We start from the raw sequence: 22,439 nt of genomic DNA, 5'->3' as shown, positions 1-22,439 counted from the left end.
ACCATTTTCCTTGGTTTTCAGACGACCTCTGTTCTCTTTATATCAAGGCTATTCGGTGCAATCAGATATATTGAACCGAAATAATGTCGTATTCGCGAACGCCGCCGGGGGCTTGCACTTCGGCGACATCGCCTTCCTCTTTGCCGATTAGGGCGCGGGCAATGGGGGAGCCGACGTAGATTTTGCCTTCTTTGATGTCCGCTTCGTCTTCGCCGACGATTTGATAGGTAACGTGTTCTTCGGTTTCCAAATCTTCCAGTGTTACGGTCGTACCGAAGACGATTTTGCCTTCTGCGTGGATCTCAGCGGGATTGATGATGTGCGCCATGGACAATTTGTGTTCCAACTCGGAAATTCGTCCTTCGATAAAGCCTTGTTTTTCTTTGGCGGCTTCGTATTCTGCGTTTTCGGACAAGTCGCCGTGCGAACGGGCTTCGGCGATGGCTTCGATGATTTCGGGACGGGCAACGCTTTTGAGGCGTTGCAATTCTTGTTTGAGCAATTCTGCGCCGCGTACGGTCAATGGAATTTTTTGCATGGTTTGTCATCTCCGCAAAAGCGTTTGGACTGCTTTTGCCTGGTAAAAACACGGTAAATATAGTGGATTAAGTTTAAATCAGGACAAGGCGACGAAGCCCGAAGACAGTACAGCACAGTACTGGTTTAAACTTAATCCACTATAAAATCCGCAAAATGAAAATAAAAATACAAGCCGCCTAAATCTCGGCGGCTTGTCTGTGTAAGAATGAATGGCGGTATTGTACCAAAATCGGGGGAAACTGCAACGGCAATCGGCTTTTTCCCTGCTCTGGTGTGGCTTTAGTCCAAATGTTCGCTGCTTTGCGCCAAAACGGTACGGTTGCCGTTGGTTTCGGCAGGCGAAACGATGCCGTCTGCTTCCATTTGGTCAATCAGGCGGGCGGCGCGGTTGTAGCCGATGCGTAATTGGCGTTGGATACCGGAAATGCTGGCTTTGCGTGTTTTCAGAACGACGGAGACGGCTTCGTCATACATCGGATCAACTTCGCTGTCGCTGCTGCGGCTGATGCCCGGCAGATCGTCGGTTGTGCCGCTCATCAGAATATCGTCGATGTAATCGGGTTCGCCGAATTGTTTCAAATATTCGACTACGCGGTGTACTTCGTCGTCTGAAGCGAATGCGCCGTGGACACGTTGCGGATAACCTGTACCGGGCGGCAGGAACAGCATATCGCCTTGTCCGAGCAGGTTTTCCGCGCCCATTTGATCGAGAATCGTGCGGCTGTCGATTTTGCTGGACACTTGGAAAGCGATGCGTGTCGGGATGTTGGCTTTAATCAGACCTGTGATGACATCGACGCTGGGGCGTTGCGTGGCAAGGATCAAATGGATGCCTGCCGCGCGGGCTTTTTGGGCAAGGCGGGCAATCAGTTCTTCGATTTTCTTGCCTGCGGACATCATCAAATCGGCAAACTCGTCAACCACGACTACGATAAACGGCAGTTTTTCCAAAGGTTCGGGATCGTCGGGCGTCAGGCTGAACGGGTTGGCAATTTTCATGCCTTGTGCGGCAGCTTCCATGATTTTTTGATTGAAGCCCGCAAGGTTGCGAACGCCCACATGGCTCATCAAACGATAGCGTTTTTCCATTTCGTTGACGCACCAGTTAAGCGCGTTGGCCGCCAGCTTCATGTCAGTAACGACGGGCGCGAGCAGGTGCGGAATGCCTTCGTAAATGCTCAATTCCAGCATTTTCGGGTCAATCATAATCATGCGCACGTCTTCAGGTGTCGCTTTGAAGAGCATAGATAAAATCATGGCATTAACGCCGACCGATTTACCCGAACCGGTCGTACCGGCAACCAGCAAATGCGGTGCTTTGCCCAAGTCGGTAACGACGGACTGACCGGTAATGTCCTGACCGAGCGCGAGCGTCAGCTTGGATTTGGATTCGGCAAACGCGGGTGAATTGAAGATTTCGCTCAGGCGTATCATTTGGCGTTTCGGGTTCGGCAGCTCCAAGCCCATGCAGGTTTTGCCGGGTATGGTTTCGACGACGCGGATAGAGGCAACACCGAGCGAGCGGGCGAGGTCTTTTTCAAGGTTTATGACCGAATTGCCGCGCACGCCGACATCAGGTTCGATTTCGTAACGTGTAATCACCGGACCGGAATAGGAATCCACGACTTTGACTTTAACCTTAAATTCCGCCAGCTTTTCTTCGATGGTGATGCTGTTGTTCAGCAATTCTTCTTCGGTCTGCGTGGCGGCAGGGTCGAATTGGGGCGGGAGGAGCAAGTCTGTGGTTGGCAGTGGGTACTTCAGGTCGTCTGAAAACTTGTAAAACGCCCCGGTCTCTTCTTCTGAATCTGCATCAGCATCATCGGCAGCATAACCTGTCGCAAGATCGGCATGATGTATCGGCTGATGATGTTCAAAGGCAGAAATTTCCGCATCTTCCGTATGGGTGGATTCGGTTTCAGCATTTCTCTGTATATTTCCGCCTGCGACTTCATCCTCCGTTTCGGATTCACTGATTAAGTAATCATGAATCGAGCGGACAGGATTATCGCTGACATGCGCATTGACTTCAGAATGGAAAGCAGGGATTTCCCAAGCGGGGCGCGCTACCGGAGGATCGACGATTTCAGGTGCAACAGCTGGCGGCGTAAAGCTCGGCGGTGTCGGGATATCGATTGGCGTCGGGGTAACGGTCGGTACTTCGGGCGGCTCGACTACGGTTGCGGTAGGGGCGGGCTGTCTTGAAATATAGACTGCTTTTTCTTTTGGCGGAGCGACAGGTTCGGTGCGAAGCGTTTTAGGCGGGAACAGCGGTTTGCGTGTGACGGAACGCTCAACCGTTTGCTCAGGTCGCAGATCGGCTTCTTCCGACAATTTCACCTGCGCGGCAGCAGATTGCTGCTTGCGCGCCAGTTTTTCCGCCGCCGCTTCAGCATGGCGAACCGTCCGTCGGCGGCTTGCAGGAATCAGGTTTGCCAAAATTTCATCGTTTTGAATGATTTGCGGCTGGAAATCGCGCACAGGCGCAACAGCGGCGGCAAGGCGCTGGCGTGCTGCCGTACTTCGAGCTAATGTGTTCCGAATGTCCGTCACATCAATCTCTGCACGGCTATCCAGATTGTCAACGACAGGCAAAATGGCTTCGCGCTCGGCCGTGCGCAATGCGGTTTGCACGGTTTCGATATGTGGCGCACTGGCTTTGGGGATTTGGATGCCATTGACGCCCGCCATGACGCGCTCGCGGGTCCGGCGCAGTACGGGATCGTTGAAATCGATAATCTGCAAACCTTTCATCGGTGTTACCGATGCGCGGATGGGTTGGATTTCCCCGTCATCGTTATTCCGGTCGCCTGCAGGATGGCTGACGGTCTGCTGCTCTTCCCATTCCTGTAACGCCGCTTCATTGAGCGAACGGGTTGCTTCTTCCAAAGTGATTTCTTCAAAGCCTTCGTCTTTAACGATACGGGGAATATATTCAGGCTCTTCGGTTTCGACAAAAGGAACGATATACGGCGTATCTTTCCTTTCGGCTGCGTGTTGTTGAGGCGGCTCGGCTTGGGGGACTTGTTCTGCCGACGGATTTTCAGACGACCTTTCAATATCGGCATCTTGATGATATTCGTGTTTTACTTCTTGGCTTTCGAAGAAACCCTCTATGTCTTCCATACCGGTCTCAGATTCTTCGTGTTCAGTGTTTGCCGGTTGCTCGGATAATTGCTCCTGCTGCGGAGTGTAACGCGCCGCCATCAGGCGCAGGCGTGCGATGGTTTTTCCGTATGCCGCTTTGGCATCTTCTGAAAATTGATGTGGAGAATCAGCATCCTGACCGTTAGGAATATATTTGCCCTCTTGCATGCCGCGCTCTAAGCGCGCCAATTCGTGCTGCCACTCACGTTCTTGTTTTCTGTGCAGCCAAAATACGCCGCAAATGGCACACAATAAAATGATAATCAGCACTGTCCAAAACATTCGCTGTTTCCCTTGAAATAAACGGCAAAGGTCGTTATTTTAGCGTGTTTCAGCACTAAACAAAACAAGTCCGCAGCGAATTTCGTCTGCGGGGTATAATGCAGGTCGTCTGAATATTTACCCTCGGTCTGGTTTCGTATGAATTTTCAAGCCGCATGGTTTTCCAGTTCGATTTTAATCGCCGCTTGGCTGCTGTTGTCTACTCTGCTTCTCGCTTGCGCGCGTCCGGCATGGCGATCCATGCAGAAACACCATTCCGCCTTCATCCTCTCGGCCCTGATACTGACGACCGCATGGTGCCTGAATGCAATGACTGACGAAGGGCAGCTCGCGCAAATGAGCTACCACCTGCTTGCCATGAATTTGGTTGCCTTAATGATTGGCGCACCCGCTGCATTATGGCTGGGTTCGGCTTTGCTTCTTCCTTATCTTTTATTGTTCAACGGTGGCGACGGATACGCCTATCCCGTCAACGCCCTCGCCTTGCTCTTACCGCCGCTTATCGTCAATCAGCTCTCTTGCCGCTTGGTCAACCGTCTTCCCGCTAATATTTTTATCTTCATTTTTGTCAACGGCTTCATTGCGTCCGCCGTAGGCATGATGCTGACCGGATTGGTACTGGTCAGCGTTTTGGATATCAGCCATGCCTTCCCAACCTCCGTACTTTGGACCACTGCCTTTCCTATTTTCATCCTGATCGCCTGGGCGGAAGCCTTTCTCAGCGGCATCACTACCGCCATTTTCATCGCACTCAGACCGCAATGGATCAACACTTTTGACGACAACCGATATTTGAAATCCAGCAATAAAATTTGGTAAACGGTAAAGGGTCGGTAGTACATGAGGAATTGATATTTCAAGTTATAGACCGCAATGAGGTCATAAGGTCATAATGATGGATATAACATCTTTCTTAAAAACGGGCAGATTTAAAGATTTATTTGTTGGTATGTCGTATAGTGACTTTCACAAGCATAAACGGTTTAAAAAGCTGACTAAATGGTTATACGACGAAGGTAACGTAGAGGGTGGTTTTTCCATTTTTTGGAAAGGATTGGAGGTTGGGGTTACGGATGATATCGTTTATTCATTGTCAATAGACCCTTGTTTTAAAGGCGTTACCATTGCAAAGCAATATAAAATTAATAGAAAATTAACTATTGAGAAATTGATAAAATATTTGTTTTTTGCTGATATTGGATGGCAGTTTGTATCTAGAGACGAGTGGGAACATGAGTGTGAAATAAAAACCGAAGGTGGCGTTTCTATTGTCTTTTCATTTGATTTAAAAGGGGTAAAAATTTCTAAATTTTCTATTTCATGGGAAGAGGGAATATAAGGCTATACTCCAAAATCGCCCTCTACTTGAAATTAAAAAAACAAACAGTGAGTAAGTTATGGAAACCTTTTTTAACTATGTTATATCTCTAGCAGTGTCATCATCTAGTTTGCCTTATATTTCAAACTATTATTACGACTCGCAATATGAATGGTTAAAAATATCCATATCTAAAAACAATACTACAAAAGTGTGCGGAAATATCGATATAAGCAAAACCAATCTGCAATATAAACTGCTTTGCGGAAAAGAAAATGGAAAGGGGCTGATTTCATTGGATAAAATAAAATTTCATTACGAAAAGAGCATCTTTTCTGCACAAAGTACCACAAGTGGAAAAGTGCTTTTTTCAGTTTCCTGCACGCAAGAACAATGTAGAGATATAGAAAAATATATTGAGAAGTAATAAGGCTTGAATACATTTTCAAACTCTTTAGGTCGTCTGAAAACCAATTTTCAGACGACCTTTTATCTGAGATACGGATATCATCAAACCATCTTCAAATATCGTCATTTATGAATGATTTTTCTCTTTCTTACTCAAAAAACTCATGTTAAGCGGAGTAAAGCCCATGCGGAAGCGTGGTACAATATTGTCAACAATTTAAGGCGTTTTCCTCGCGGAGAACGCTGTTTTTCATTCGACATCAAGAGGCTTTTATGAAATTTTTAGACCGTGAGGCGACGATTGCCAAGCCGGGTTTCAACCGTTGGCTAGTGCCGCCTGCCGCTTTGGCGGTGCATCTTGCCATCGGGCAGATTTATGCGTATTCCGTGTTTAACGCGCCGCTGACCAAGCTTATCGGTATTACCGAATCGGCTGCCGGGGATTGGAAGCTGACGACTGTGGGCTGGATTTTCAGTATCGCGCTGGCTATGTTGGGCGCGTCTGCTGCTTTGTTCGGCACTTGGATGGAGCGTGTCGGCCCGCGCAAGGCGATGTTTGTCGCGGCGTGCTGTTTCAGCTTGGGCTTTTTTGTGTCGGCACTCGGCGTCAGTACGCATAATCTGTTTCTCCTGTATTTGGGCAACGGCGTGATCGGTGGCATCGGCTTGGGGCTGGGCTATATCGGGCCTGTGTCCACTTTGATGAAGTGGTTTCCCGACAAACCGGGCATGGCGACGGGTTTGGCGATTATGGGGTTCGGCGGCGGTGCGATGCTTGCTTCGCCGTTGTCCGTATCATTGATGAATGCGTTTTCAGACGACGTGTCGGTCGGCGTTGCACCGACTTTTGTCGTTTTGGGGCTGTTTTACCTTGTATTGATGATGTTCGGTGCATTCACCATCCGCGTGCCGGCGGAGGGTTGGAAACCTGAAGGCTATGTCGCGCCGAAAGTGAAAAACAAGCTGGTCAGCAGCAATCATGTCAATGTTTCCCAAGCGATGAAAACGCCGCAATTTTGGCTGTTGTTTTGGGTGTTATGCCTGAACGTGACTGCCGGTATCGGCGTTTTGGGGCAGGCTTCGGTCATGATTCAGGAGCTGTTTTCAGAGGCGTCGGTCGGCAAACAAGCGGCAATCGGCGCGGGGGCGGCGGCAGGTTTCGTCAGCCTTTTGAGCCTGTTCAATATGGGTGGGCGGTTTTTATGGTCCAGCGTTTCCGACAAACTCGGACGTAAAAATACCTACACCATCTTTTTCGTACTCGGTTCGCTGCTGTATTTTGCCGTTCCGTCCATTGGCGAGAGTGGAAACAAGGCTTTGTTTATTATTGGATTTTGCGTCATCATTTCCATGTATGGCGGCGGTTTTGCCGCGATTCCGGCTTATTTGAAAGACTTGTTCGGTACTTATCAGGTCGGCGCGATTCACGGACGTATTTTGCTGGCGTGGTCAACCGCTGCCGTAATCGGTCCGGTCTTGGTGAACTACATCCGCCAAAGCCAAATCGACAGCGGTGTTCCCGCCGCGCAGGCATACGGCGTTACCATGTATATCATGGCGGGATTGTTGATTGTCGGATTGCTGTGCAACCTTGCCGTCAGATCGGTTCATGAAAAACACCACGAAACCGACATTAAAACAGCGGCGCACAGCGGCAATCCCGATGACGAAACCGCCGTTTCCGATGCCTACTTGCTGCAGGAAAAAGTTGCGGCAGGCGGTTTTTCGGTTTGGTGGCGTTGGACGTTGGTCGGCGTCCCGCTGGCTTACGGCGTGGTGATGGTGTTCGTCAAGGCATTGGATTTGTTCCGTTAGGCTTTCGGATGCCGACGTTAGGTCGTCTGAAATGCAGATATGGGTTTTCAGACGACCTTTGAGCGGAAAGACCGGCTTTTGTTTGTATAACCGTCTGATTGGTAAAAGCATTAGTGTGCAATGCCGATTGAGATAAGGTTTACACGAAGTATGGCGGGGTAAATCGGCAATTTATACCGGACCGGATTTGTGATACATTTTTGCCTTCACAAACCGCAGCAAGCTGCCGGTCAAACGGGAAATCTGTCTTCTTCCCGTTTGTTGACCCATGATAGGAAAAGAAATGTTTTGGTATATCGTAGGATTTTTTGCTTTCGTAGTTGCCGTCCTTGCGCTTTGGGTGAATGCCAGCGCATTTGGTATGCAGGAGGACGGCACGCCGCAATCGGAATATGAAAAACGCTTGGGTTTGGGGGCAAAATTGAAGGATAAGGAAACTGCTATGAAAGAACGCGAAGCAGCAAGGTTTCATCCTGATGATTGATGCTGCATTGCGATTCTTCCTTCGGATATGCGGTGGATTCGGTGTTCTGAAACCTTAGACCATCATGTAAAAAGGTCGTCTGAAACCTAAATTTGGTTTTCAGACGACCTTTTCATTTACGGCTTTACCGTTTATTCAATGACAACGCGCGCGTTAAGCGGCTGGACGGGGCGGCTGTTGTGCGAACCGATGGCGCGGGTGAATTTTTCTGCCTGCGCCTGGTCGATGTGGTCGTAGGTTTTCAACAGCAGCCACGATACGCCTTCGCTGCACGGCGGCGTGGTCAGCGAACCGGCAAAGCGGTAGTAATTCAGCCGTTTCGGCAGCAGGGTGGCGGCGTCGAAGGCTTTGTCGAGATTTACCTTTCCTTCTTTCATCGGCATCACGTTCCATATAGGCGCGAGGCGGTCGTTGGTTTTGCCAGCTTCGTACAATACTGCCAATACCAAAGGCTGGCGGTTTTCGTCCAAGTGGACGAAGTGGGCTTCCATCGGGAAGGTGCGGCCTTTGATTTGGTTTTCACTGGGTACATGGAAATGGAATTGTTTCAGGGTGTAGGTGCGGCCGTTCACGCTGAGGGTATTGCCGCCTTCCGGGTAGTTGACTTGAATGGTGTGGCCGTTGTTTTCCACGTCAACCGCGCTCGGTTTGTAATTGACTTTGATGGCAGGCAGTTTGCCGGAGACGGTTTCGGTGATGTTGACGGGGGATTGGTTTTTGCCTGTGGAACACAAACGGAACTCTTCAGACAGGCTGCCCCAGCTTTCGGGGGAATCGTGTCCGGTGTAGCCCCAATGGGTGTGGTTTCCATGTGCGGCGGCGGAGAATGCTGCGAAGGTGGACAGCAGGAAAACAGTCAGGCGAGGCAGCGTGAGGTTCAAGCAGGGCATTGCAATATCCTTTCTGTAAGGAGGAGGGAAAAAAGCATTGCGGTGCGTATGTAGATTATTGTTATTTTTTATTTAACAATAGCCATATTAAATCATTAGGTCAAGCCTTCTTGGGTTAATTCTGTTAAGGCTATGAAGTTAAGGCGAATTCATTTTTTAAAAAACGATATTGTCGTTTTGAAAATTGATAATAATTTGAAATAGAAAATGCCTATTTTTCATCCCTTAAAAATTTAAGGAAAGCCGACTTATGAAAAAGGTCGTCTGAAAACCTGAATTTGGGTTTCAGACGACCTTTTGCCTTGCCTGACAAGGGTTATTTGTGCAGCCCGCATTCTTTGCTGTCTTTGCTTTCCCACCACCAGCGTCCGGCGCGGATGTCTTCGTCTGCTTTGACGGGGCGGGTGCAGGGTTCGCAGCCTATGCTCGGGTAGCCTTGGAAATACAGGGCATTGAGCGGGACGTCGTAGGCTTGCGCGTATGCCCAGACGTCGTTTTCTTCCCAGTCGAAAATGGGGTTGAACTTGGCGATGTTGCGGCTGTGGTCGGTTTCTTCAAAATCCAATTCGCTGCGGGTTGCCGATTGGCTGCGGCGTTGTCCGGTCAGCCAGGCGGGGGCGTTTTTCAGGGCGCGGTTGAGCGGCTCGATTTTGCGGATGTGGCAGCAACGGCGGCGCAGCTCGACGCCGTCGTACATGGCGGTTGCGCCGAATTCCTGCTCAAACTGCCGCGCGCTTTCGGGGTCGGGGTGGAAAACTTCCAGCTCGGTTTGGTAGCGGACGTTGACGGCGGTAATCAGGGCGGCGGTTTCGGGATTGAGCTTGCCGGTGTCGAGGGTGATGATGCGCAGGGGGAGTTTCAGGCGGCAGATGGCGTCGGTAATGATCATGTCTTCGACGGCAAGGCTGGAGGCGAAGACGGCTTGCGGATAGCGGCGGGCGATGTGTTTGAGGCGGGTTTCGAGCGTGGCGGTCAACTCGGGCAGCCGGCGCCGTTCGGCTTCGCCTGTTGTCGGGATGCGCCAAAGCTGGGGGCGGAAGAGGGACATGGTTGGCTTGTTCCTTGGTTTTTGTTTTCAGACGACCCCCTCTTGCGGCAAAGGGGTCGTCTGAAAGTTTGTACGGAACATTATTGTCAGGCGGTCTCACGCGAAGGGGAAAGAATGCTTTTCTATTTCTTTATAACCAAAGCGATTGCTGCTGGTCTTTCGGCACGAGGTGGTTCACGCCTATGCCGATCAGGCGGAAAGCGTCTTCGCGCTGGGGCGGCACGCGCTGCATCAGGGTTTGCGCGGCGCAAAGCAGGGCGTCGGTGTCGGGCAGGACGGAGGAGTAGGTCAGGGAGCGGGTGATGATGCGGAAATCATGGGTTTTCAGCTTGAGGGTTACGCCTTTGGCTTCGACGTTTTTGCGTGCGATTTGCCGCCACAGGTCTTCGGCAAGGTGAGGGAGGTGTCCTGCCGCCTGTTCGAGCGACAGGTCTTCGGGCAGGGTGATTTCGGTGGAGATTTGGAGGCGCTCGCGTTCGGCTTTGACGGGGCGTTCGTCCGTACCACGTGCCAAATCATAAAGGCGGTAGCCGTAGCGTCCGAAATGGTTTAACAGTTCGCCGCGCTCGAAACGGCGCAAATCGCCTGCCGTCTGCATACCCAGCGACTGCATTTTTTTCAACGTTACCTTGCCCACGCCGGGGATTTTGCCCAAGGGCAGGGTTTCCAAAAATGCCATGATTTTGTGCGGCGGCAGGACGAATTGCCCGTTCGGCTTGCGCCAGTCAGATGCGATTTTCGCCAAAAATTTGTTCGGCGCGATGCCTGCGGAGGCGGTCAGGCCGGTTTCCGCAAAAATGGCGGCGCGGATTTCTTTGGCAACTTCGCTGGCGTAAGGGATGTTTTTGAAATTATGGGTCACGTCAAGATAGGCTTCGTCCAGCGACAGGGGTTCGATTAAATCAGTATAGCGCCTGAATACGGCGTGAATCTGCGCGGAAACCTGACGGTACAAATCGAAATGCGGCGGCACATACACCGCTTGCGGACACAGCCTTTTCGCCGTCGCCACCGACATCGCGGAATGCAGCCCGAACTGCCGCGCCTCATACGATGCGGCGCAAATCACCGAACGCGCGCCCTCCCACGCGACGACCACGGGCAGCCCTTTCAAATGCGGCTGCTCGCGCAGTTCCACCGATGCGTAGAACGCGTCCATGTCGATATGGATGATTTTGCGCTGGGACATTGAAGACGGTTGTGAAGAAAAAAGAGACGGGTATTTTAGCGGAAAACGATAGAGGAAGGTCGTCTGAACGGTATTTGGTTTTCAGACGACCTTTTATCAGGGGGCAAACAGGTTTTAAAGATTTTAAATCTACGCCGTTTCATGCGCCCATTGGGGTAGGGTGGTTTTTTGTTTGCAAAAAGCGAACAGACGCTGCCCATTGCACTTTTCAAACATCAGCTCTACGCCGCTTTGCAAACGCAAAATCAGGGCGGAAGGCGTATCGATTTTGATGAAGTCGATATGGTGTTGCACAAGTTTGGCAATGGCGGAATACAAATCAAGCTTGTCCGCGTGCCTGAAAAACCAAGGGTTTAAGCTCAACCAACGCCCGCCGTTCAGCGAGGTGCCGGGTTGGAAGTCCGCCCGGATTTGAGTCAGGCGGTCGTCTGAAAAATGCAATTCGATATCGCCGTAGAGCCAAATGTTCCACCCCTTTTTTACCAAAAGCCCTTTGGGCACGCATTCGGGTGCAGGGAACATTTGCAGGATCATCTCCGCCGTCTGCCCGATCTCCAGATAATCAAATCGGCCTGTGGTCAAAAAGTCGTACATATCGACGGAAATCGGGAAATGGTAGCGCATGGTCGTTTCAGACGAGGTGTGAAATATGGGCTATCTTAGTTCAAAATACAAATGCAATCAATTCTTATTTTTATTTATTTTGCTCATTAAAAGAAATTTGTCGGTAAGGCTGATTACTCAAAACAATATTAAGATATTGATAATGAGTTTTCCAATACGCAAATTTGCCATATGATTATCCGCGTTTCATCATCATTTATTCAGTTTATCAGCTATGGCATACATTTTTATATTTTTAGTCGGATGCTTCATTTTCATCCTGATTGCCCGCAGAGTACGGCCAGCGCCTGAAATCATTTGGGAAAACGAACCGCTCATCTGCATCAGTCTCGGTAATTTATTGGATAACGAACGGATTTATTTTGGCAAAAACGAGATTTTCATTTGTGAAGGCAGTGAAATCAAAGCACGTCATCCTCTTCAAGATTTGATTTATTTGAGTAGGACGATGATGGCCCTTTTCGGTACTCATGTTTGGCGGCTGGAGTTTAGAGCGGATGGAAGTCAAGTTGCTTATCATTTTTATCCCAAAGCCGACGGATTCGCTATTTTTTATAAACAACTGGTTCAAAATCATCCGCGTACCATTATGGACTGTTGGAGTGAATGGAGGAGATAGGCAGTTTGGGGCTGCGAATGAATAATTTTAGCCCTAGGTGCGATTATTCGCGTTGAGTACATAAAAGGTCGTCTGAAACCTGTTTCAGACGACCTTTTATTGTAAAAATCTATAAATTTAATAGATAATAACTAATCTCATATTATCAAACTGGAAAAGATAACCCGCTGATTAGCTTGATATTTAACATAGTTAAATTATGTTAACTAAAACATACACTATCCAAACCTGATTTCACAATTGATTTAAATCATAATATCTTGTGTCCAAATCTCTAAAATACCCGAAATCATACTAGATATTGATTTTCGAATAACAAACCACAAGAGTTGAGGAACGCAAAATGCCGAAAATCCCTGAGTTGGTTTGTCCCGCCGGTAATCTGCCCGCTTTAAAGACGGCGGTGGACAATGGCGCGGACACGGTTTATATGGGGCTGAAAGATGCGACAAATGCGCGCAATTTTCCGGGGCTGAATTTCGATATGAAATCGGCGCAGGAAGGGGTGGCTTACGCCCATGCGCGCGGCCGAAATGTGCTGATGGCCATCAATACTTTTGCCCAAGCGGGGCAAATCGAGCGGTGGCATCGGGCTGTCGATACGGCGGTGCAACTGGGGGCGGACGCGATAATCGTCGCCGACCCTGCGATTATGGCTTATGCCGCCGAGCGTCATCCTGATTTGAGGCTGCACATGTCGGTGCAGGGTTCGGCGACCAATTATGAAGCCATCAATATGATGAAGGAGCTGTTTGGCATCCGCCGTGCCGTGCTGCCACGCGTTTTGACCGTGGATCAGGTCAAGCATGTGATTGACAATACGGATGTGGAAATCGAAGTGTTCGGTTTCGGCAGTTTGTGCGTCATGGTGGAAGGGCGCTGCATTTTATCGAGTTATGCGACGGGCGAATCGCCGAATATGCAAGGCGTGTGTTCGCCGGCGAAGGCGGTGCGCTGGGAGCAGCTGCCAGACCGTATGAATGTGCGGCTGAACCAAGTGTTAATCGACCAATACAAACCGGACGAACCGGCAGGCTATCCGACCTTGTGCAAAGGCCGTTTCGAGGTGAACGACGAAACCTATTACGCGCTGGAAGAGCCGACCAGCCTGAATGTTTTGGAAATGTTGCCTGAACTCATCAAAATCGGTGTATCCGCCATCAAAATCGAAGGCCGCCAGCGCAGCCCGATGTACACGGCGCAGGTAACCAAATCGCTGCGGCAGGCTTTGGATGCGGCCGCTGCCAATCCGGCACATTTCAAAGTCAATCCGCTATGGAACAATGCTTTGAGCAAGGTTTCGGAAGGGCATCAGACGACCTTGGGCGCATACAGCCGTCCGTGGAAATAAGGGGAGGGAAAATGAATCCGATGAAACTATCGTTGGGGCCGGTTTTGTTTTTCTGGCAGAAGGAAGCGCTGCTGGAATTTTACGCCGCCATGCTGGATGCGCCGGTGGATACCATTTATTTGGGTGAAGTGGTGTGTTCGCGCCGCCAGAAAATGCGTTTTGCCGACTGGGTCAGCCTGGCGGAAGATTTGGCGGAAAGCGGCAAGGAAATTATTCTGTCGTCGCAGGTGCTGCTGGAAAGCGAATCCGATTTGAAACGCCTGCGCAAAATCATGGGGCAGGACAAATTCAAAGTCGAAGCTAACGACATGGGCGCGGTCAAGCTGGCGCGCGAGCACGGCATTCCCTTTGTCGCCGGCGCCAGCCTGAACATTTACAACGAAAGCACGCTGGCGCTGTTCCAAAAACTGGGCGCATATCGCTGGATTGCGCCGTCCGAGTTGAGCCGTGATAAAGTTGCCGAAATCATCAAGGCTTCAGACGACATTGAAACGGAATTGTTTGCTTGGGGCAAAATGCCTTTGGCGTACTCTTCACGCTGCTTTACCGCGCGGCATTACAACCTGAACAAAGACGGCTGTGAATTCCGCTGCTTGGATTACGAACAAGGCATGGACATGAATACCCGCGAGGGCAAGCCGTTTTTAACCATCAACGGCATCCAAACCATGTCTTACGGCTGCCAAAACCTGCTGCCGCACCATGAGGATTTGCGGCAAATCGGTGTGAACATGCTGCGCCTGTCGCCGCAAATGCACGGTATGACGGAAATCGTCCGTATCCACCGCGACGTATTGGACGGCAAAGCCGCATTGGCGGATGCGCTGCCCGAATTGGAACGACTGACCACCGGCACGCTGGTGGACGGCTATTGGCACGGCCAACCGGGTATCGAAGCCGTGAAGGAGGAATATTATGGCGTTGCCTGAAATCGTATTGCCCGCATGGGCGGGAAAAATCGGCGGTAAATTACCGGGCAGGCCGCCGCGTTTCGCTTTGGTTTTTGCCCTCAACACCATGCTCAAACGCGGATTGCTGCCCGCCGACATGAGCCTGTTTGACGGCAAAAAATTCGAAATCGACGTATTGGACGCAGGCATCAAGGTGCGTTTCACTGCCAATGCCGAAAAATTTATCGATGCGGACTTCTTCGGCACGCCCGATTTGCGCCTTGCCGCCAACGGCATCGACTTTATGCGCATGATGATGCGCGAGGAAGACCCCGATACTTTGTTTTTCAACCGCAAACTGCAAATTGAAGGCGATACCGAGCTGGGGCTGATTACCAAAAACCTGCTCGACAGCGTGGACTGGCCGTTCGGCGATTGGTTTTTGAAACGGCAGTTGTCCGACTGAACGCAGAGTTCACACATTTGGATTTGAAGTGCAAAGATTTTCCAAGCAGGAAGTCTAGTGCACATTAGTGGGATCAGGAATCGAATGAAAATACTAATGAGCCGCTTTGACAGTATTTTTTGAAAGGGAAGGATTTCAGGCAAATTTAGACATGTCCTGGTACACCATATACAGTAGTGCCGAACAACACACCTACATAACTGTTGTGTTATTCGGCACCAAATGAGGTACTTATTAAACGGGTTTGCTCAATTAAATCAGATGTTGCACTTAAAACCTAGATCCTCCAACTACTTTGCTCATCTATCGTAACGGAGCAAACTTAGCGCCTATCATGTTGTTGCATATGTTCTATCCAGAATTCGGCATTCTCAATCCCGGCTACACGCGGGTCGAACGCCGGATCAAGGCCGGCTTTTTTCTGGCGGTCGTAATCATGCAGCGCACGTAAGGCGGGTTTACTGAGAAATACGATAGCAATCAGGTTGAGATAACACATGCTGCCGAAGCCTATATCACCCAAGCCCCACATCAGGCTGGCGGACTGTACGCTGCCGGTAAACACCACCGCTAAAAACACCAACCGCAGAATCATACTGAGTATCGGGTATTTCAGCTTTTGGTCGAGATAGAGCAGCGCAGTTTCGGCGATGTAGTAATAAGCCAGCAGGCAGGTAAAGGCAAAGAAGAAGATGCCTACCGCCACAAATGCGCCGCCGAAATTACCGAACACAGTACCCAATGCAGCCTGCGTGTAAGCAGAGCCGGCTTCCACGCCGGGAATATTTTCCACAAGCGGCGTTTTCATGCCGACCGGATGTACGTTATACATACCGGTAATCAGAATCATGATAGCGGTGGAGGTGCAGACAATCACGGTATCGATATACACCGAAAAGCCTTGCACCAAACCTTGTTTCACAGGATGGCTTACTTCAGCGGCAGCCGAGCTGAACGTTGCTTCGCCTGCACCGGCTACGTTTGAGAACACGGCGCGACGCACCCCCCAGGAAATCGCGCTACCGACAATTCCGCCGAATACCGCGTCCGTACCGAATGCGCTACCGATGATCAGGCTTAAGGTTTCGGGGATTTTAGATGCGTGGTTTATCAACACAATCAGCATCAAGCCTACATAACCTAACGCCATTAGGGGGATAATGCGGTCAGCAGCACGGGCGATGCGTTTGGTGCCGCCGAAAATCAGAAACGCCAATATCATGGAAACTGCAGCACCGGTGCTCCATGCAGGCAGTGCGAAGGCGTTCTCAAACGATGTAGCAATGGTATTGGCCTGAATGCCCGGCACTAACACGCCGTAGCTCAGGAAAATCACTACGGCTACCAGCACTGCAAAGGCTTTCATCTTTAAGCCGCGCTCGATATAATAAGGAGAGCCGCCGCGGTATTCCGTACCGACTTTGGTTTTATAAATCTGCGCCAAAGTGGATTCTACAAACGCGCTGGCACCACCCAACAGAGCCATCACAATCATCCAAAATACAGAGCCCGGACCGCCTGCGGCAATAGCGGTCGCTACGCCGGCGATGTTGCCGACACCAATGCGTCCCGACAGCGACATGCAGAATGCCTGAAACGAAGAAATACCCGCACCGGACTCCTGCTTTTCATTCAGTAGGCGGATCATTTCAGGCAAATAGCGGAACTGCACTCCTCTAGTAATAATAGTGAAATATAAACCGACGGCTAAAGCCAGATAAACCAAGCCGTTGCCCCAGATATAATCCACCAGTGTACTGACGATCTTTTCCATCTCTTCTCCTTTGCGGTTTTGTGTAGTTATTAGAGGTCGTCTGGAAAAAGGTTTGTGTTTGTTACAAGCCTGTCGGTTTCAGACGACCTGAGCTTTATTTTGTGTTATTCCATAAACCAAATGGTTTTTGCCTGCGTGTATTGCTCAAACGCTTCCACACCTTTGTCGCGACCGCCGAAACCGGATTGTTTATAACCGCCAAACGGTGTGGCAATACTGCCTTCTGAAAAACCGTTTACCGATACCGTACCTGCCTGAATTTTGCGAGCAACACGGTGGGCGCGGCTTACATTGGATGTGTAGAACGAAGCGGCCAGACCGTAATCCGATTGGTTTGCCAAACGGACGGCTTCTTCTTCGCTGCTGAATGTGGTTACCGCCAGCACCGGGCCGAATATTTCTTCCTTAAACACCGTCATATCCGCAGTTACACCGTCGATAATCGCCGGATCGAAATACCAGCCTTCGCCGGTTTGACCGCCGGTGATCAGTTTGCCGCCCTCTTTCAGCGCGGTATCGAAATAACGGCACACCTTATCAAAATGAGCTTCTTCCACCATCGGACCGAGGTTGGTTTCAGGCAGGCGTGGATCGCCGACTTTCCAGCCTTGCTTGAGGTCGTCTGAAAGTTTGGCCAGCAGGGCATCTTTGATACTTGCTTCCACAATTAGGCGCGAACCGCAGCTGCAGTTTTCGCCCATATTCCAGAACGCGGCGGCTAAAATCGACGGTACCGCTTTGTCTATGTCCGCATCGGCAAACACGATTTGCGGACTTTTGCCGCCGCATTCCAAGACGATTTCTTTCAAATTGCTTTGCGCCGAATATTCCAAGAAATAGCGTCCGACTTCGGTCGAGCCGGTAAAGGCCACCATGTCCACATCTTGATGCACACCCAAAGCCTTGCCGACCGTTTCCCCCAAGCCGCAAACCAGCGTCAGCGCTGCTTCAGGCACGCCCGCTTCATGCGCCAGTTGCACCATGCGGTAGGCGCTCAGCGAAGTCAGTTCGGCAGGTTTTACAATCACCGAATTGCCCGCCGCCAAAGCAGGTGCCACTTTCCATGCAAACATCTGCGCGGGGAAGTTCCACGGCAACACTACGCCGACCACGCCGACCGGATCATACACAATCAAACCCAGTGCGTCGTTGCCGGTTGGCGCAACGCGACCGAAGGCTTTATCCACATATTCGGCATAGAAATAAAAGGTTTCGATGGTGGCGGGCATATCGGTGTTGATACACTCGCTGATGGGCTTGCCAGCGTCGATACAGTCCAACGCAGCGAGCTCTTCGGCGTGTTCTTCAATCAACTGCGCCCAACGCAGCAGTACGGCACGTTTTTCAGATGGGCTTTTGCCTGCCCAAAGGTCGTCTGAAAACGCAGAACGCGCGGCACGCACGGCGGCATCTATATCCTGTTCACTGCCGTCGGCGATGTAACCGATGAGTGAATTGTCGATGGGCGTGCGGTTTTCCAGCTTTCTGCCCGAATCGGCGTGGTTCGGAATCAAATTTCCCGCCCACAGGCTGCCTGTTTTGGCGGCCTCGAAGATTTGTTCAATGGTTCTCATGTGGTAGCTCCTTTATTTCAACAAAGCCGTAAATTCAGCAGCATCCTGCATGGTCAGATTGTGCAGCGGCAGGCGCACTTTGCCGGCGGGTTTGGTACCGTTTAAGCAGCCGATTTTAGCTTTTTGGTTGTAGTCGCCCGACTCCATCGAATGCAGGGCGGGATAAAGGTCGGTAAGAATCTGGCGGGCTTTATCCCAATCTTGGGCTTGGGCGGCGTTAAACAGGGCAACCTGCTCACCCGGGAACACATTGGCCGCACCTGCAATCCAGCTTTTCACGCCCCAGAAGAAGAAATCCAAAGGTTGGTCGTCGCAGCCGCACACGACTTGGAAATTGTCGAATTTCGCCTGGATCATACGCAGCGCGTTAGAGAAATTGCCAGTGCTTTCTTTGATACCGACGATGTTGGGATGCTTCGCCAAATGCACCACAGTTTCAAATTCGAGTTCTACGCCGATGCGCGCGGGAAAGTTGTAGAGAATAATCGGCAAGTCGGTTTTAGACGCCACATATTCAAAGTGCTCGATAATGCCTTGCTGCGACGGCAGGCTGTATGGCGGCGCCGACAACATCAGCCCGTCGTAGCCTAATTCTTTAGCTCGGGCGGCGCGTTGTGCAGCCACTTCGCTCGACATATCGCTGACACCGGCAATCAGCGTACAACGGCCGGCAGCGGCCTTCACGATGGTGGTCAATACGGTTTCGCGCTCGGCTTCCGACAAAGCGTAATACTCACCCGTGGTGCCGCAGGCTACGATGCCGCGCACGCCTTTAGCAATAAACGCGTCCACCAATTCGGCCAGCAGCGTGGTATCCACTTGATTGTCGGCGGTAAACGGGGTAACGATGGGAACTAAAATACCTTCGATATTCATATGTTTCTCCTCTTGAAATGAATCGTGATTCGGTTTGTTCGCTTCAGAAACGGCTAAAACGGTAAGGGCTTAAATCTATTGCAGGCTGTTCTCCAAAATACAGGGCTTTCACCAGTTTTGCGGTGAGCGGTGCTTGGGTTAAGCCTAAATGCTGATGCCCGAATGCCAGCAAAATGTTTTCTTTTCGGTCGATTACCGGCAGAGAATCAGCAATCGACGGTCGGAACCCCATCCACGGCACGGCACCTTGCCGGTTCAGACGACCTTTGAGCATAGATTCTGCCAAGTGAAAGAGCTGCTGAGCCCGTTCTATATTCGGCGGTGCATCCAGCCCGGCAAACTCCACTGTACCGGCCAGGCGCAAGCCTGCGTTCATGGGCGTCATGATGAATTTGCGCTCAAAGCTGCTCACCGGCACGTTCAAAATATTTAGGCTTTGCGGCAACATCAGGTGGTAACCGCGTTCCGTATCAAGCGGTACGTCGCTGCCGCACAGTTTTTTCAACCATGGTTTAGAAAACGCACCGGCAGCAATCACCACATGTTTGGCTTCAAACGCCTTACTACCGCCTATGATGCGGAACAGGTCGTCTGAAAATAATTGGATATCGGAAACGTCGGTATGTTCACTGATCGTACCTCCCGCCTGTATGAAAGCGTGCTGTAAATCAGCCGCCATACCTGCCAAATCGACCACATGACCGGTATGAGGGTAAAATAGCGCACCGCGTTGCGTATCGGCCAGCGCAGGTTCGCGTTCATGCAGACCGGCATAGTCAAGCCATTCGTTGACCGCACCTAATTCATTCAACACCCTGCCGTGTTTCTGTAACGCTGATTGCCCGTTTTCGGTTTCGCACACCAACAGCGAACCGTCGATACGGATATGTTGTTCCACTCTCCATTCTTGTGCAAACTTCCTCCATGCAGCCAAAGCAAGACTGTTTAGTGCCATCAGGGCGCGGTGGCTGTGCTGGAAGCGTTTGGGCGTAAGGTTGTACAGCAGGCTGAACAGCCACGGCGTGATTTTAGGCAGGTATTTCCAGTCCAGCCGCAACGGTCCAAGCGGGTCGAGCAGCATTTTCGGCAGTTGCTTGAGCACGTCCGGCGATGCAATCGGAAACACCTGCTCGGTGGCGATATGCCCGGCATTGCCATAAGATGCTCCTCCGCATACAGTGTCCCGCTCTAACAACAGTACGCTTTCGCCGCAACGCTGCAATTCCAGCGCGATGCTCAATCCGACGATGCCGCCGCCAACCACGGCTGCAGAAAAAATTTGGCTGCTCATGATGTTTCAATTCCGTAGCGGAACGGATCATCCGCGTTTACAAAAATTTCCGATGCCGCATGAATATGTGCCTCTCCCTTGATGGTGGGGATTATCAGACCTTCCGAATGAAGGTCGTCTGAAAGTGTTTCATAAGAAGCAGCAAAGCGGCTGCCGATTATGCTTTCCTGCACCCACTCTTTTTCAGATGGCCACACGCCGTCTGCAGCCAAACAGGCCATCTTCGCGCTGGTGCCCGTGCCACAAGGCGAGCGGTCGTAAGCTTTGCCGGGACAGAGCACAAAGCTGCGGCTGTCTGCATTATCGGTTTTCCCGAACAGCTCGATGTGGTCTATTTCCTGCCCATCTTTGCCGGTAATGCCCTGCGCATTCAGCGCGGTGCGGATGCGCCATGAAATATCAGTCAATTGCTCCAGATTGTCGGGCGCGATGGTGCAGCCGTGGTCATTCACCAAGAAAAACCAGTTACCGCCCCAAGCAATATCGCCGGTGATGCTGCCAATGCCCTCAACGTCAAGCGACACATCTTTACGGTAGCGGTAAGACGGCACGTTGCGCACGCTGACCGAGCCGTCTTCATGCAGCGTACAGCGCACATCGCCCACCGGCGTTTCGATGGTATGCGTGCCGATATCAATGCGTTTGAGGTGTTGCAGCGTTTTAATCAAACCGATGGTGCCGTGGCCGCACATACCCAAATAACCGCTGTTGTTAAAGAAAATTACACCGGCGCTAGAGGCGGGGGATTTCGGCTTGCACAACAACGCCCCTACCAAAACCTCCGAACCACGCGGCTCCAAAATCAGCGCACGACGCAAATGGTCGAAACGTTTGGCAAAATCTGCGCACTGCTCTTGCGGGCTGTTGCCGGAAAGCTCGGGAAATCCGTCATACACTACACGGGTCGGCTCACCGCCGGTATGGGAGTCAATCACGGAAAAAGTATATTCGGTATGCGGCATAGCAAAATCCTATCGCTAAAAAACTTCCGTTAACCTTACAAAATCGCTGCTGCTGCCGTCTTGATGAATTTCCCGTTTTTTATGCGGAAATGTGCACACTCAGACACACTTAAAACAAAAAATGCCTGTCTGAAAACTATTTTCAGACAGGCATTTCCGTACGGTTACTGTTATCTTGATTTCTTAAATTCAGATGGTACCAATCCTACCAATGCCTTAAACTGACGCGTAAATGCACTGTGATCTGAATAGCCGCAGCGGGCAGAAATTTCCGTTACCGACAAGCCTGTTTCCAACATCGCCATGGCTGCTTCGATGCGTATTTTTTGAATATATTGCGAAGGTGTGATGTGGAAAATCTTTTTGAAATAACGCTCGATTTGGGCGGTGGAAAGACGTGAAACGGCTTCCAAGTCTTTCATTTTTATGTTTTGGTCGAAGTGGCCGGCAATGTATTTTTCAATCAGCGCGACTTTTTTATTCAGCTCAGGGCGGTTGCTGTCATTGGTTTCCACATCCACAGACACACCAAGCATGGCAATAATTTCACCCAAAGGATTGCGCACCGGCATTTTATGCGTGATACACCAGCCCAGTTCTCCCGAAGCATAAGTATGCAGCTCCAGCTTATTGTTGATGATTTTGCCGTCGTTCAAAACTTCCCTGTCCTGCTGTGTATAACGTTGTCCCCATTCCGACTGAAACAGGTCTTCCGATGTTTTCCCAATCAAAGCCGCCATATCTGACAATTGTAAGCGGTGCAACAGCGTATCGTTGGCATAGACATACTCCGCCCGCATGTTTTTTACAAAAAACACCGTACTGGGCAATACCTGCAAGACAGGTGCAAACATGTTCAGACTGCGGATAAGGTCATTCACATTTTCCGGA

21 protein-coding genes are annotated in these 22,439 nt (G+C 50.7%); 9 read left to right on the top strand and 12 right to left on the bottom strand.

The genetic code is table 11. The features are described 5' to 3' along the window. Window positions 1–61 precede the first annotated feature (61 nt). Window positions 62–538, bottom strand: coding sequence for a transcription elongation factor GreA (gene greA, locus HMPREF3277_RS12685; protein ID WP_003742680.1), 477 nt, complete (start codon window positions 536–538; stop codon window positions 62–64). Between the two features lie 281 nt (window positions 539–819). Next, window positions 820–3,969, bottom strand: a complete 3,150-nt coding sequence (locus tag HMPREF3277_RS12680) for a DNA translocase FtsK (protein WP_070871325.1) — start codon at window positions 3,967–3,969, stop codon at window positions 820–822. A 138-nt stretch (window positions 3,970–4,107) separates the two neighbouring features. Here HMPREF3277_RS12680 and HMPREF3277_RS12675 point away from each other — a divergent pair, with 138 nt between their 5' ends. From HMPREF3277_RS12675 to HMPREF3277_RS12660, 5 genes are all read left to right on the top strand, one after another. Further along, window positions 4,108–4,788, top strand: a complete 681-nt coding sequence (locus HMPREF3277_RS12675; protein ID WP_070871324.1) for an energy-coupling factor ABC transporter permease — start codon at window positions 4,108–4,110, stop codon at window positions 4,786–4,788. 73 nt (window positions 4,789–4,861) lie between these two features. After that, window positions 4,862–5,308 carry a hypothetical protein gene (locus HMPREF3277_RS12670; RefSeq protein ID WP_246830818.1) on the top strand — a complete coding sequence of 149 codons (447 nt, stop codon included), beginning with the start codon at window positions 4,862–4,864 and terminating at the stop codon, window positions 5,306–5,308. 58 nt (window positions 5,309–5,366) lie between these two features. Next, window positions 5,367–5,714 carry a hypothetical protein gene (locus tag HMPREF3277_RS14195; RefSeq protein ID WP_003779004.1) on the top strand — a complete coding sequence of 116 codons (348 nt, stop codon included), beginning with the start codon at window positions 5,367–5,369 and terminating at the stop codon, window positions 5,712–5,714. 254 nt (window positions 5,715–5,968) lie between these two features. Then, entirely contained in the window at window positions 5,969–7,510 is a 1,542-nt protein-coding gene (locus tag HMPREF3277_RS12665) for an L-lactate MFS transporter (protein ID WP_003765386.1), read from the top strand. Window positions 7,511–7,793: 283 nt separating this feature from the next. After that, entirely contained in the window at window positions 7,794–7,994 is a 201-nt protein-coding gene (locus HMPREF3277_RS12660; protein WP_003765401.1) for a hypothetical protein, read from the top strand. 131 nt (window positions 7,995–8,125) lie between these two features. Here the strand turns inward: HMPREF3277_RS12660 and cah are convergent, their stop codons facing one another. From cah to HMPREF3277_RS12640, 4 genes are all read right to left on the bottom strand, one after another. Next, complete coding sequence (gene cah, locus HMPREF3277_RS12655; RefSeq protein WP_070871323.1) at window positions 8,126–8,884, bottom strand: carbonic anhydrase; 759 nt, start codon at window positions 8,882–8,884, stop codon at window positions 8,126–8,128. 316 nt (window positions 8,885–9,200) lie between these two features. Beyond that, window positions 9,201–9,932 (bottom strand): phosphoadenylyl-sulfate reductase, encoded by a 732-nt coding sequence (locus HMPREF3277_RS12650; RefSeq protein ID WP_070871322.1) that lies wholly within the window; start codon window positions 9,930–9,932, stop codon window positions 9,201–9,203. Window positions 9,933–10,062: 130 nt separating this feature from the next. Then, window positions 10,063–11,121 (bottom strand): DNA polymerase IV, encoded by a 1,059-nt coding sequence (gene dinB, locus HMPREF3277_RS12645; protein ID WP_070871321.1) that lies wholly within the window; start codon window positions 11,119–11,121, stop codon window positions 10,063–10,065. Window positions 11,122–11,250: 129 nt separating this feature from the next. After that, window positions 11,251–11,745 carry a hypothetical protein gene (locus HMPREF3277_RS12640; protein ID WP_003756439.1) on the bottom strand — a complete coding sequence of 165 codons (495 nt, stop codon included), beginning with the start codon at window positions 11,743–11,745 and terminating at the stop codon, window positions 11,251–11,253. 214 nt (window positions 11,746–11,959) lie between these two features. Between HMPREF3277_RS12640 and HMPREF3277_RS14185 the strand changes: the two genes are divergently transcribed. The 4 genes from HMPREF3277_RS14185 to HMPREF3277_RS12620 all read left to right on the top strand — a co-directional run bounded on the left by HMPREF3277_RS14185 (window position 11,960) and on the right by HMPREF3277_RS12620 (window position 15,071). After that, window positions 11,960–12,364 carry a hypothetical protein gene (locus HMPREF3277_RS14185; RefSeq protein ID WP_003778993.1) on the top strand — a complete coding sequence of 135 codons (405 nt, stop codon included), beginning with the start codon at window positions 11,960–11,962 and terminating at the stop codon, window positions 12,362–12,364. A gap of 343 nt (window positions 12,365–12,707) precedes the next feature. Next, window positions 12,708–13,715 (top strand): ubiquinone anaerobic biosynthesis protein UbiU, encoded by a 1,008-nt coding sequence (locus HMPREF3277_RS12630; protein WP_070871320.1) that lies wholly within the window; start codon window positions 12,708–12,710, stop codon window positions 13,713–13,715. Window positions 13,716–13,726: 11 nt separating this feature from the next. Continuing rightward, window positions 13,727–14,644 (top strand): U32 family peptidase, encoded by a 918-nt coding sequence (locus HMPREF3277_RS12625; RefSeq protein ID WP_036492002.1) that lies wholly within the window; start codon window positions 13,727–13,729, stop codon window positions 14,642–14,644. Continuing rightward, the gene (locus HMPREF3277_RS12620; protein WP_003765348.1) at window positions 14,631–15,071 is read left to right on the top strand and encodes a ubiquinone anaerobic biosynthesis accessory factor UbiT; all 441 of its coding nucleotides are present in this window, start codon (window positions 14,631–14,633) and stop codon (window positions 15,069–15,071) included. The genes HMPREF3277_RS12625 and HMPREF3277_RS12620 overlap by 14 nt, the downstream gene beginning before the upstream one ends. Window positions 15,072–15,393: 322 nt before the next feature. On the opposite strand, the gene HMPREF3277_RS12615 is transcribed toward HMPREF3277_RS12620, so the two are convergent. From HMPREF3277_RS12615 to HMPREF3277_RS12590, 6 genes are all read right to left on the bottom strand, one after another. Next, entirely contained in the window at window positions 15,394–16,845 is a 1,452-nt protein-coding gene (locus tag HMPREF3277_RS12615; RefSeq protein WP_003765435.1) for an alanine/glycine:cation symporter family protein, read from the bottom strand. 104 nt (window positions 16,846–16,949) lie between these two features. Further along, complete coding sequence (locus HMPREF3277_RS12610) at window positions 16,950–18,419, bottom strand: aldehyde dehydrogenase (RefSeq protein WP_003765429.1); 1,470 nt, start codon at window positions 18,417–18,419, stop codon at window positions 16,950–16,952. 12 nt (window positions 18,420–18,431) lie between these two features. Then, window positions 18,432–19,295 carry a 4-hydroxy-tetrahydrodipicolinate synthase gene (gene dapA / locus HMPREF3277_RS12605; RefSeq protein ID WP_070871319.1) on the bottom strand — a complete coding sequence of 288 codons (864 nt, stop codon included), beginning with the start codon at window positions 19,293–19,295 and terminating at the stop codon, window positions 18,432–18,434. Window positions 19,296–19,338: 43 nt separating this feature from the next. Then, window positions 19,339–20,586 (bottom strand): NAD(P)/FAD-dependent oxidoreductase, encoded by a 1,248-nt coding sequence (locus HMPREF3277_RS12600; RefSeq protein WP_070871318.1) that lies wholly within the window; start codon window positions 20,584–20,586, stop codon window positions 19,339–19,341. After that, window positions 20,583–21,548, bottom strand: coding sequence for a proline racemase family protein (locus tag HMPREF3277_RS12595; RefSeq protein WP_003756414.1), 966 nt, complete (start codon window positions 21,546–21,548; stop codon window positions 20,583–20,585). Before HMPREF3277_RS12595 ends, HMPREF3277_RS12600 begins: the two co-directional genes overlap by 4 nt. A 170-nt stretch (window positions 21,549–21,718) precedes the next feature. After that, window positions 21,719–22,429 carry an AraC family transcriptional regulator gene (locus HMPREF3277_RS12590; protein WP_003765346.1) on the bottom strand — a complete coding sequence of 237 codons (711 nt, stop codon included), beginning with the start codon at window positions 22,427–22,429 and terminating at the stop codon, window positions 21,719–21,721. Between the last annotated feature and the right edge of the window lie 10 nt (window positions 22,430–22,439).

This window comes from Neisseria sp. HMSC70E02, from assembly GCF_001838645.1.
In the GTDB taxonomy this organism is placed as follows: Bacteria; Pseudomonadota; Gammaproteobacteria; order Burkholderiales; family Neisseriaceae; genus Neisseria; species Neisseria macacae.
This window is presented reverse-complemented; position numbering and strand designations above follow the sequence as displayed.

Excerpts from the sequence above, each read along its gene's own strand:
- HMPREF3277_RS12620 (WP_003765348.1), top strand. The coding sequence starts at position 14,631 with ATGGCGTTGCCTGAAATCGTATTGCCCGCATGGGCGGGAAAAATCGGC.
- HMPREF3277_RS12670 (WP_246830818.1), top strand. The coding sequence starts at position 4,862 with ATGATGGATATAACATCTTTCTTAAAAACGGGCAGATTTAAAGATTTA.
- HMPREF3277_RS12630 (WP_070871320.1), top strand. The coding sequence starts at position 12,708 with ATGCCGAAAATCCCTGAGTTGGTTTGTCCCGCCGGTAATCTGCCCGCT.
- HMPREF3277_RS14185 (WP_003778993.1), top strand. The coding sequence starts at position 11,960 with ATGGCATACATTTTTATATTTTTAGTCGGATGCTTCATTTTCATCCTG.
- dinB (WP_070871321.1), bottom strand. The coding sequence starts at position 11,121 with ATGTCCCAGCGCAAAATCATCCATATCGACATGGACGCGTTCTACGCA.
- HMPREF3277_RS12595 (WP_003756414.1), bottom strand. The coding sequence starts at position 21,548 with ATGCCGCATACCGAATATACTTTTTCCGTGATTGACTCCCATACCGGC.
- dapA (WP_070871319.1), bottom strand. The coding sequence starts at position 19,295 with ATGAATATCGAAGGTATTTTAGTTCCCATCGTTACCCCGTTTACCGCC.
- HMPREF3277_RS12680 (WP_070871325.1), bottom strand. The coding sequence starts at position 3,969 with ATGTTTTGGACAGTGCTGATTATCATTTTATTGTGTGCCATTTGCGGC.
- HMPREF3277_RS12665 (WP_003765386.1), top strand. The coding sequence starts at position 5,969 with ATGAAATTTTTAGACCGTGAGGCGACGATTGCCAAGCCGGGTTTCAAC.
- HMPREF3277_RS12615 (WP_003765435.1), bottom strand. The coding sequence starts at position 16,845 with ATGGAAAAGATCGTCAGTACACTGGTGGATTATATCTGGGGCAACGGC.
- HMPREF3277_RS12625 (WP_036492002.1), top strand. The coding sequence starts at position 13,727 with ATGAATCCGATGAAACTATCGTTGGGGCCGGTTTTGTTTTTCTGGCAG.
- greA (WP_003742680.1), bottom strand. The coding sequence starts at position 538 with ATGCAAAAAATTCCATTGACCGTACGCGGCGCAGAATTGCTCAAACAA.
- HMPREF3277_RS12610 (WP_003765429.1), bottom strand. The coding sequence starts at position 18,419 with ATGAGAACCATTGAACAAATCTTCGAGGCCGCCAAAACAGGCAGCCTG.
- HMPREF3277_RS12675 (WP_070871324.1), top strand. The coding sequence starts at position 4,108 with ATGAATTTTCAAGCCGCATGGTTTTCCAGTTCGATTTTAATCGCCGCT.
- HMPREF3277_RS12650 (WP_070871322.1), bottom strand. The coding sequence starts at position 9,932 with ATGTCCCTCTTCCGCCCCCAGCTTTGGCGCATCCCGACAACAGGCGAA.
- cah (WP_070871323.1), bottom strand. The coding sequence starts at position 8,884 with ATGCCCTGCTTGAACCTCACGCTGCCTCGCCTGACTGTTTTCCTGCTG.
- HMPREF3277_RS14195 (WP_003779004.1), top strand. The coding sequence starts at position 5,367 with ATGGAAACCTTTTTTAACTATGTTATATCTCTAGCAGTGTCATCATCT.
- HMPREF3277_RS12640 (WP_003756439.1), bottom strand. The coding sequence starts at position 11,745 with ATGCGCTACCATTTCCCGATTTCCGTCGATATGTACGACTTTTTGACC.
- HMPREF3277_RS12600 (WP_070871318.1), bottom strand. The coding sequence starts at position 20,586 with ATGAGCAGCCAAATTTTTTCTGCAGCCGTGGTTGGCGGCGGCATCGTC.
- HMPREF3277_RS12660 (WP_003765401.1), top strand. The coding sequence starts at position 7,794 with ATGTTTTGGTATATCGTAGGATTTTTTGCTTTCGTAGTTGCCGTCCTT.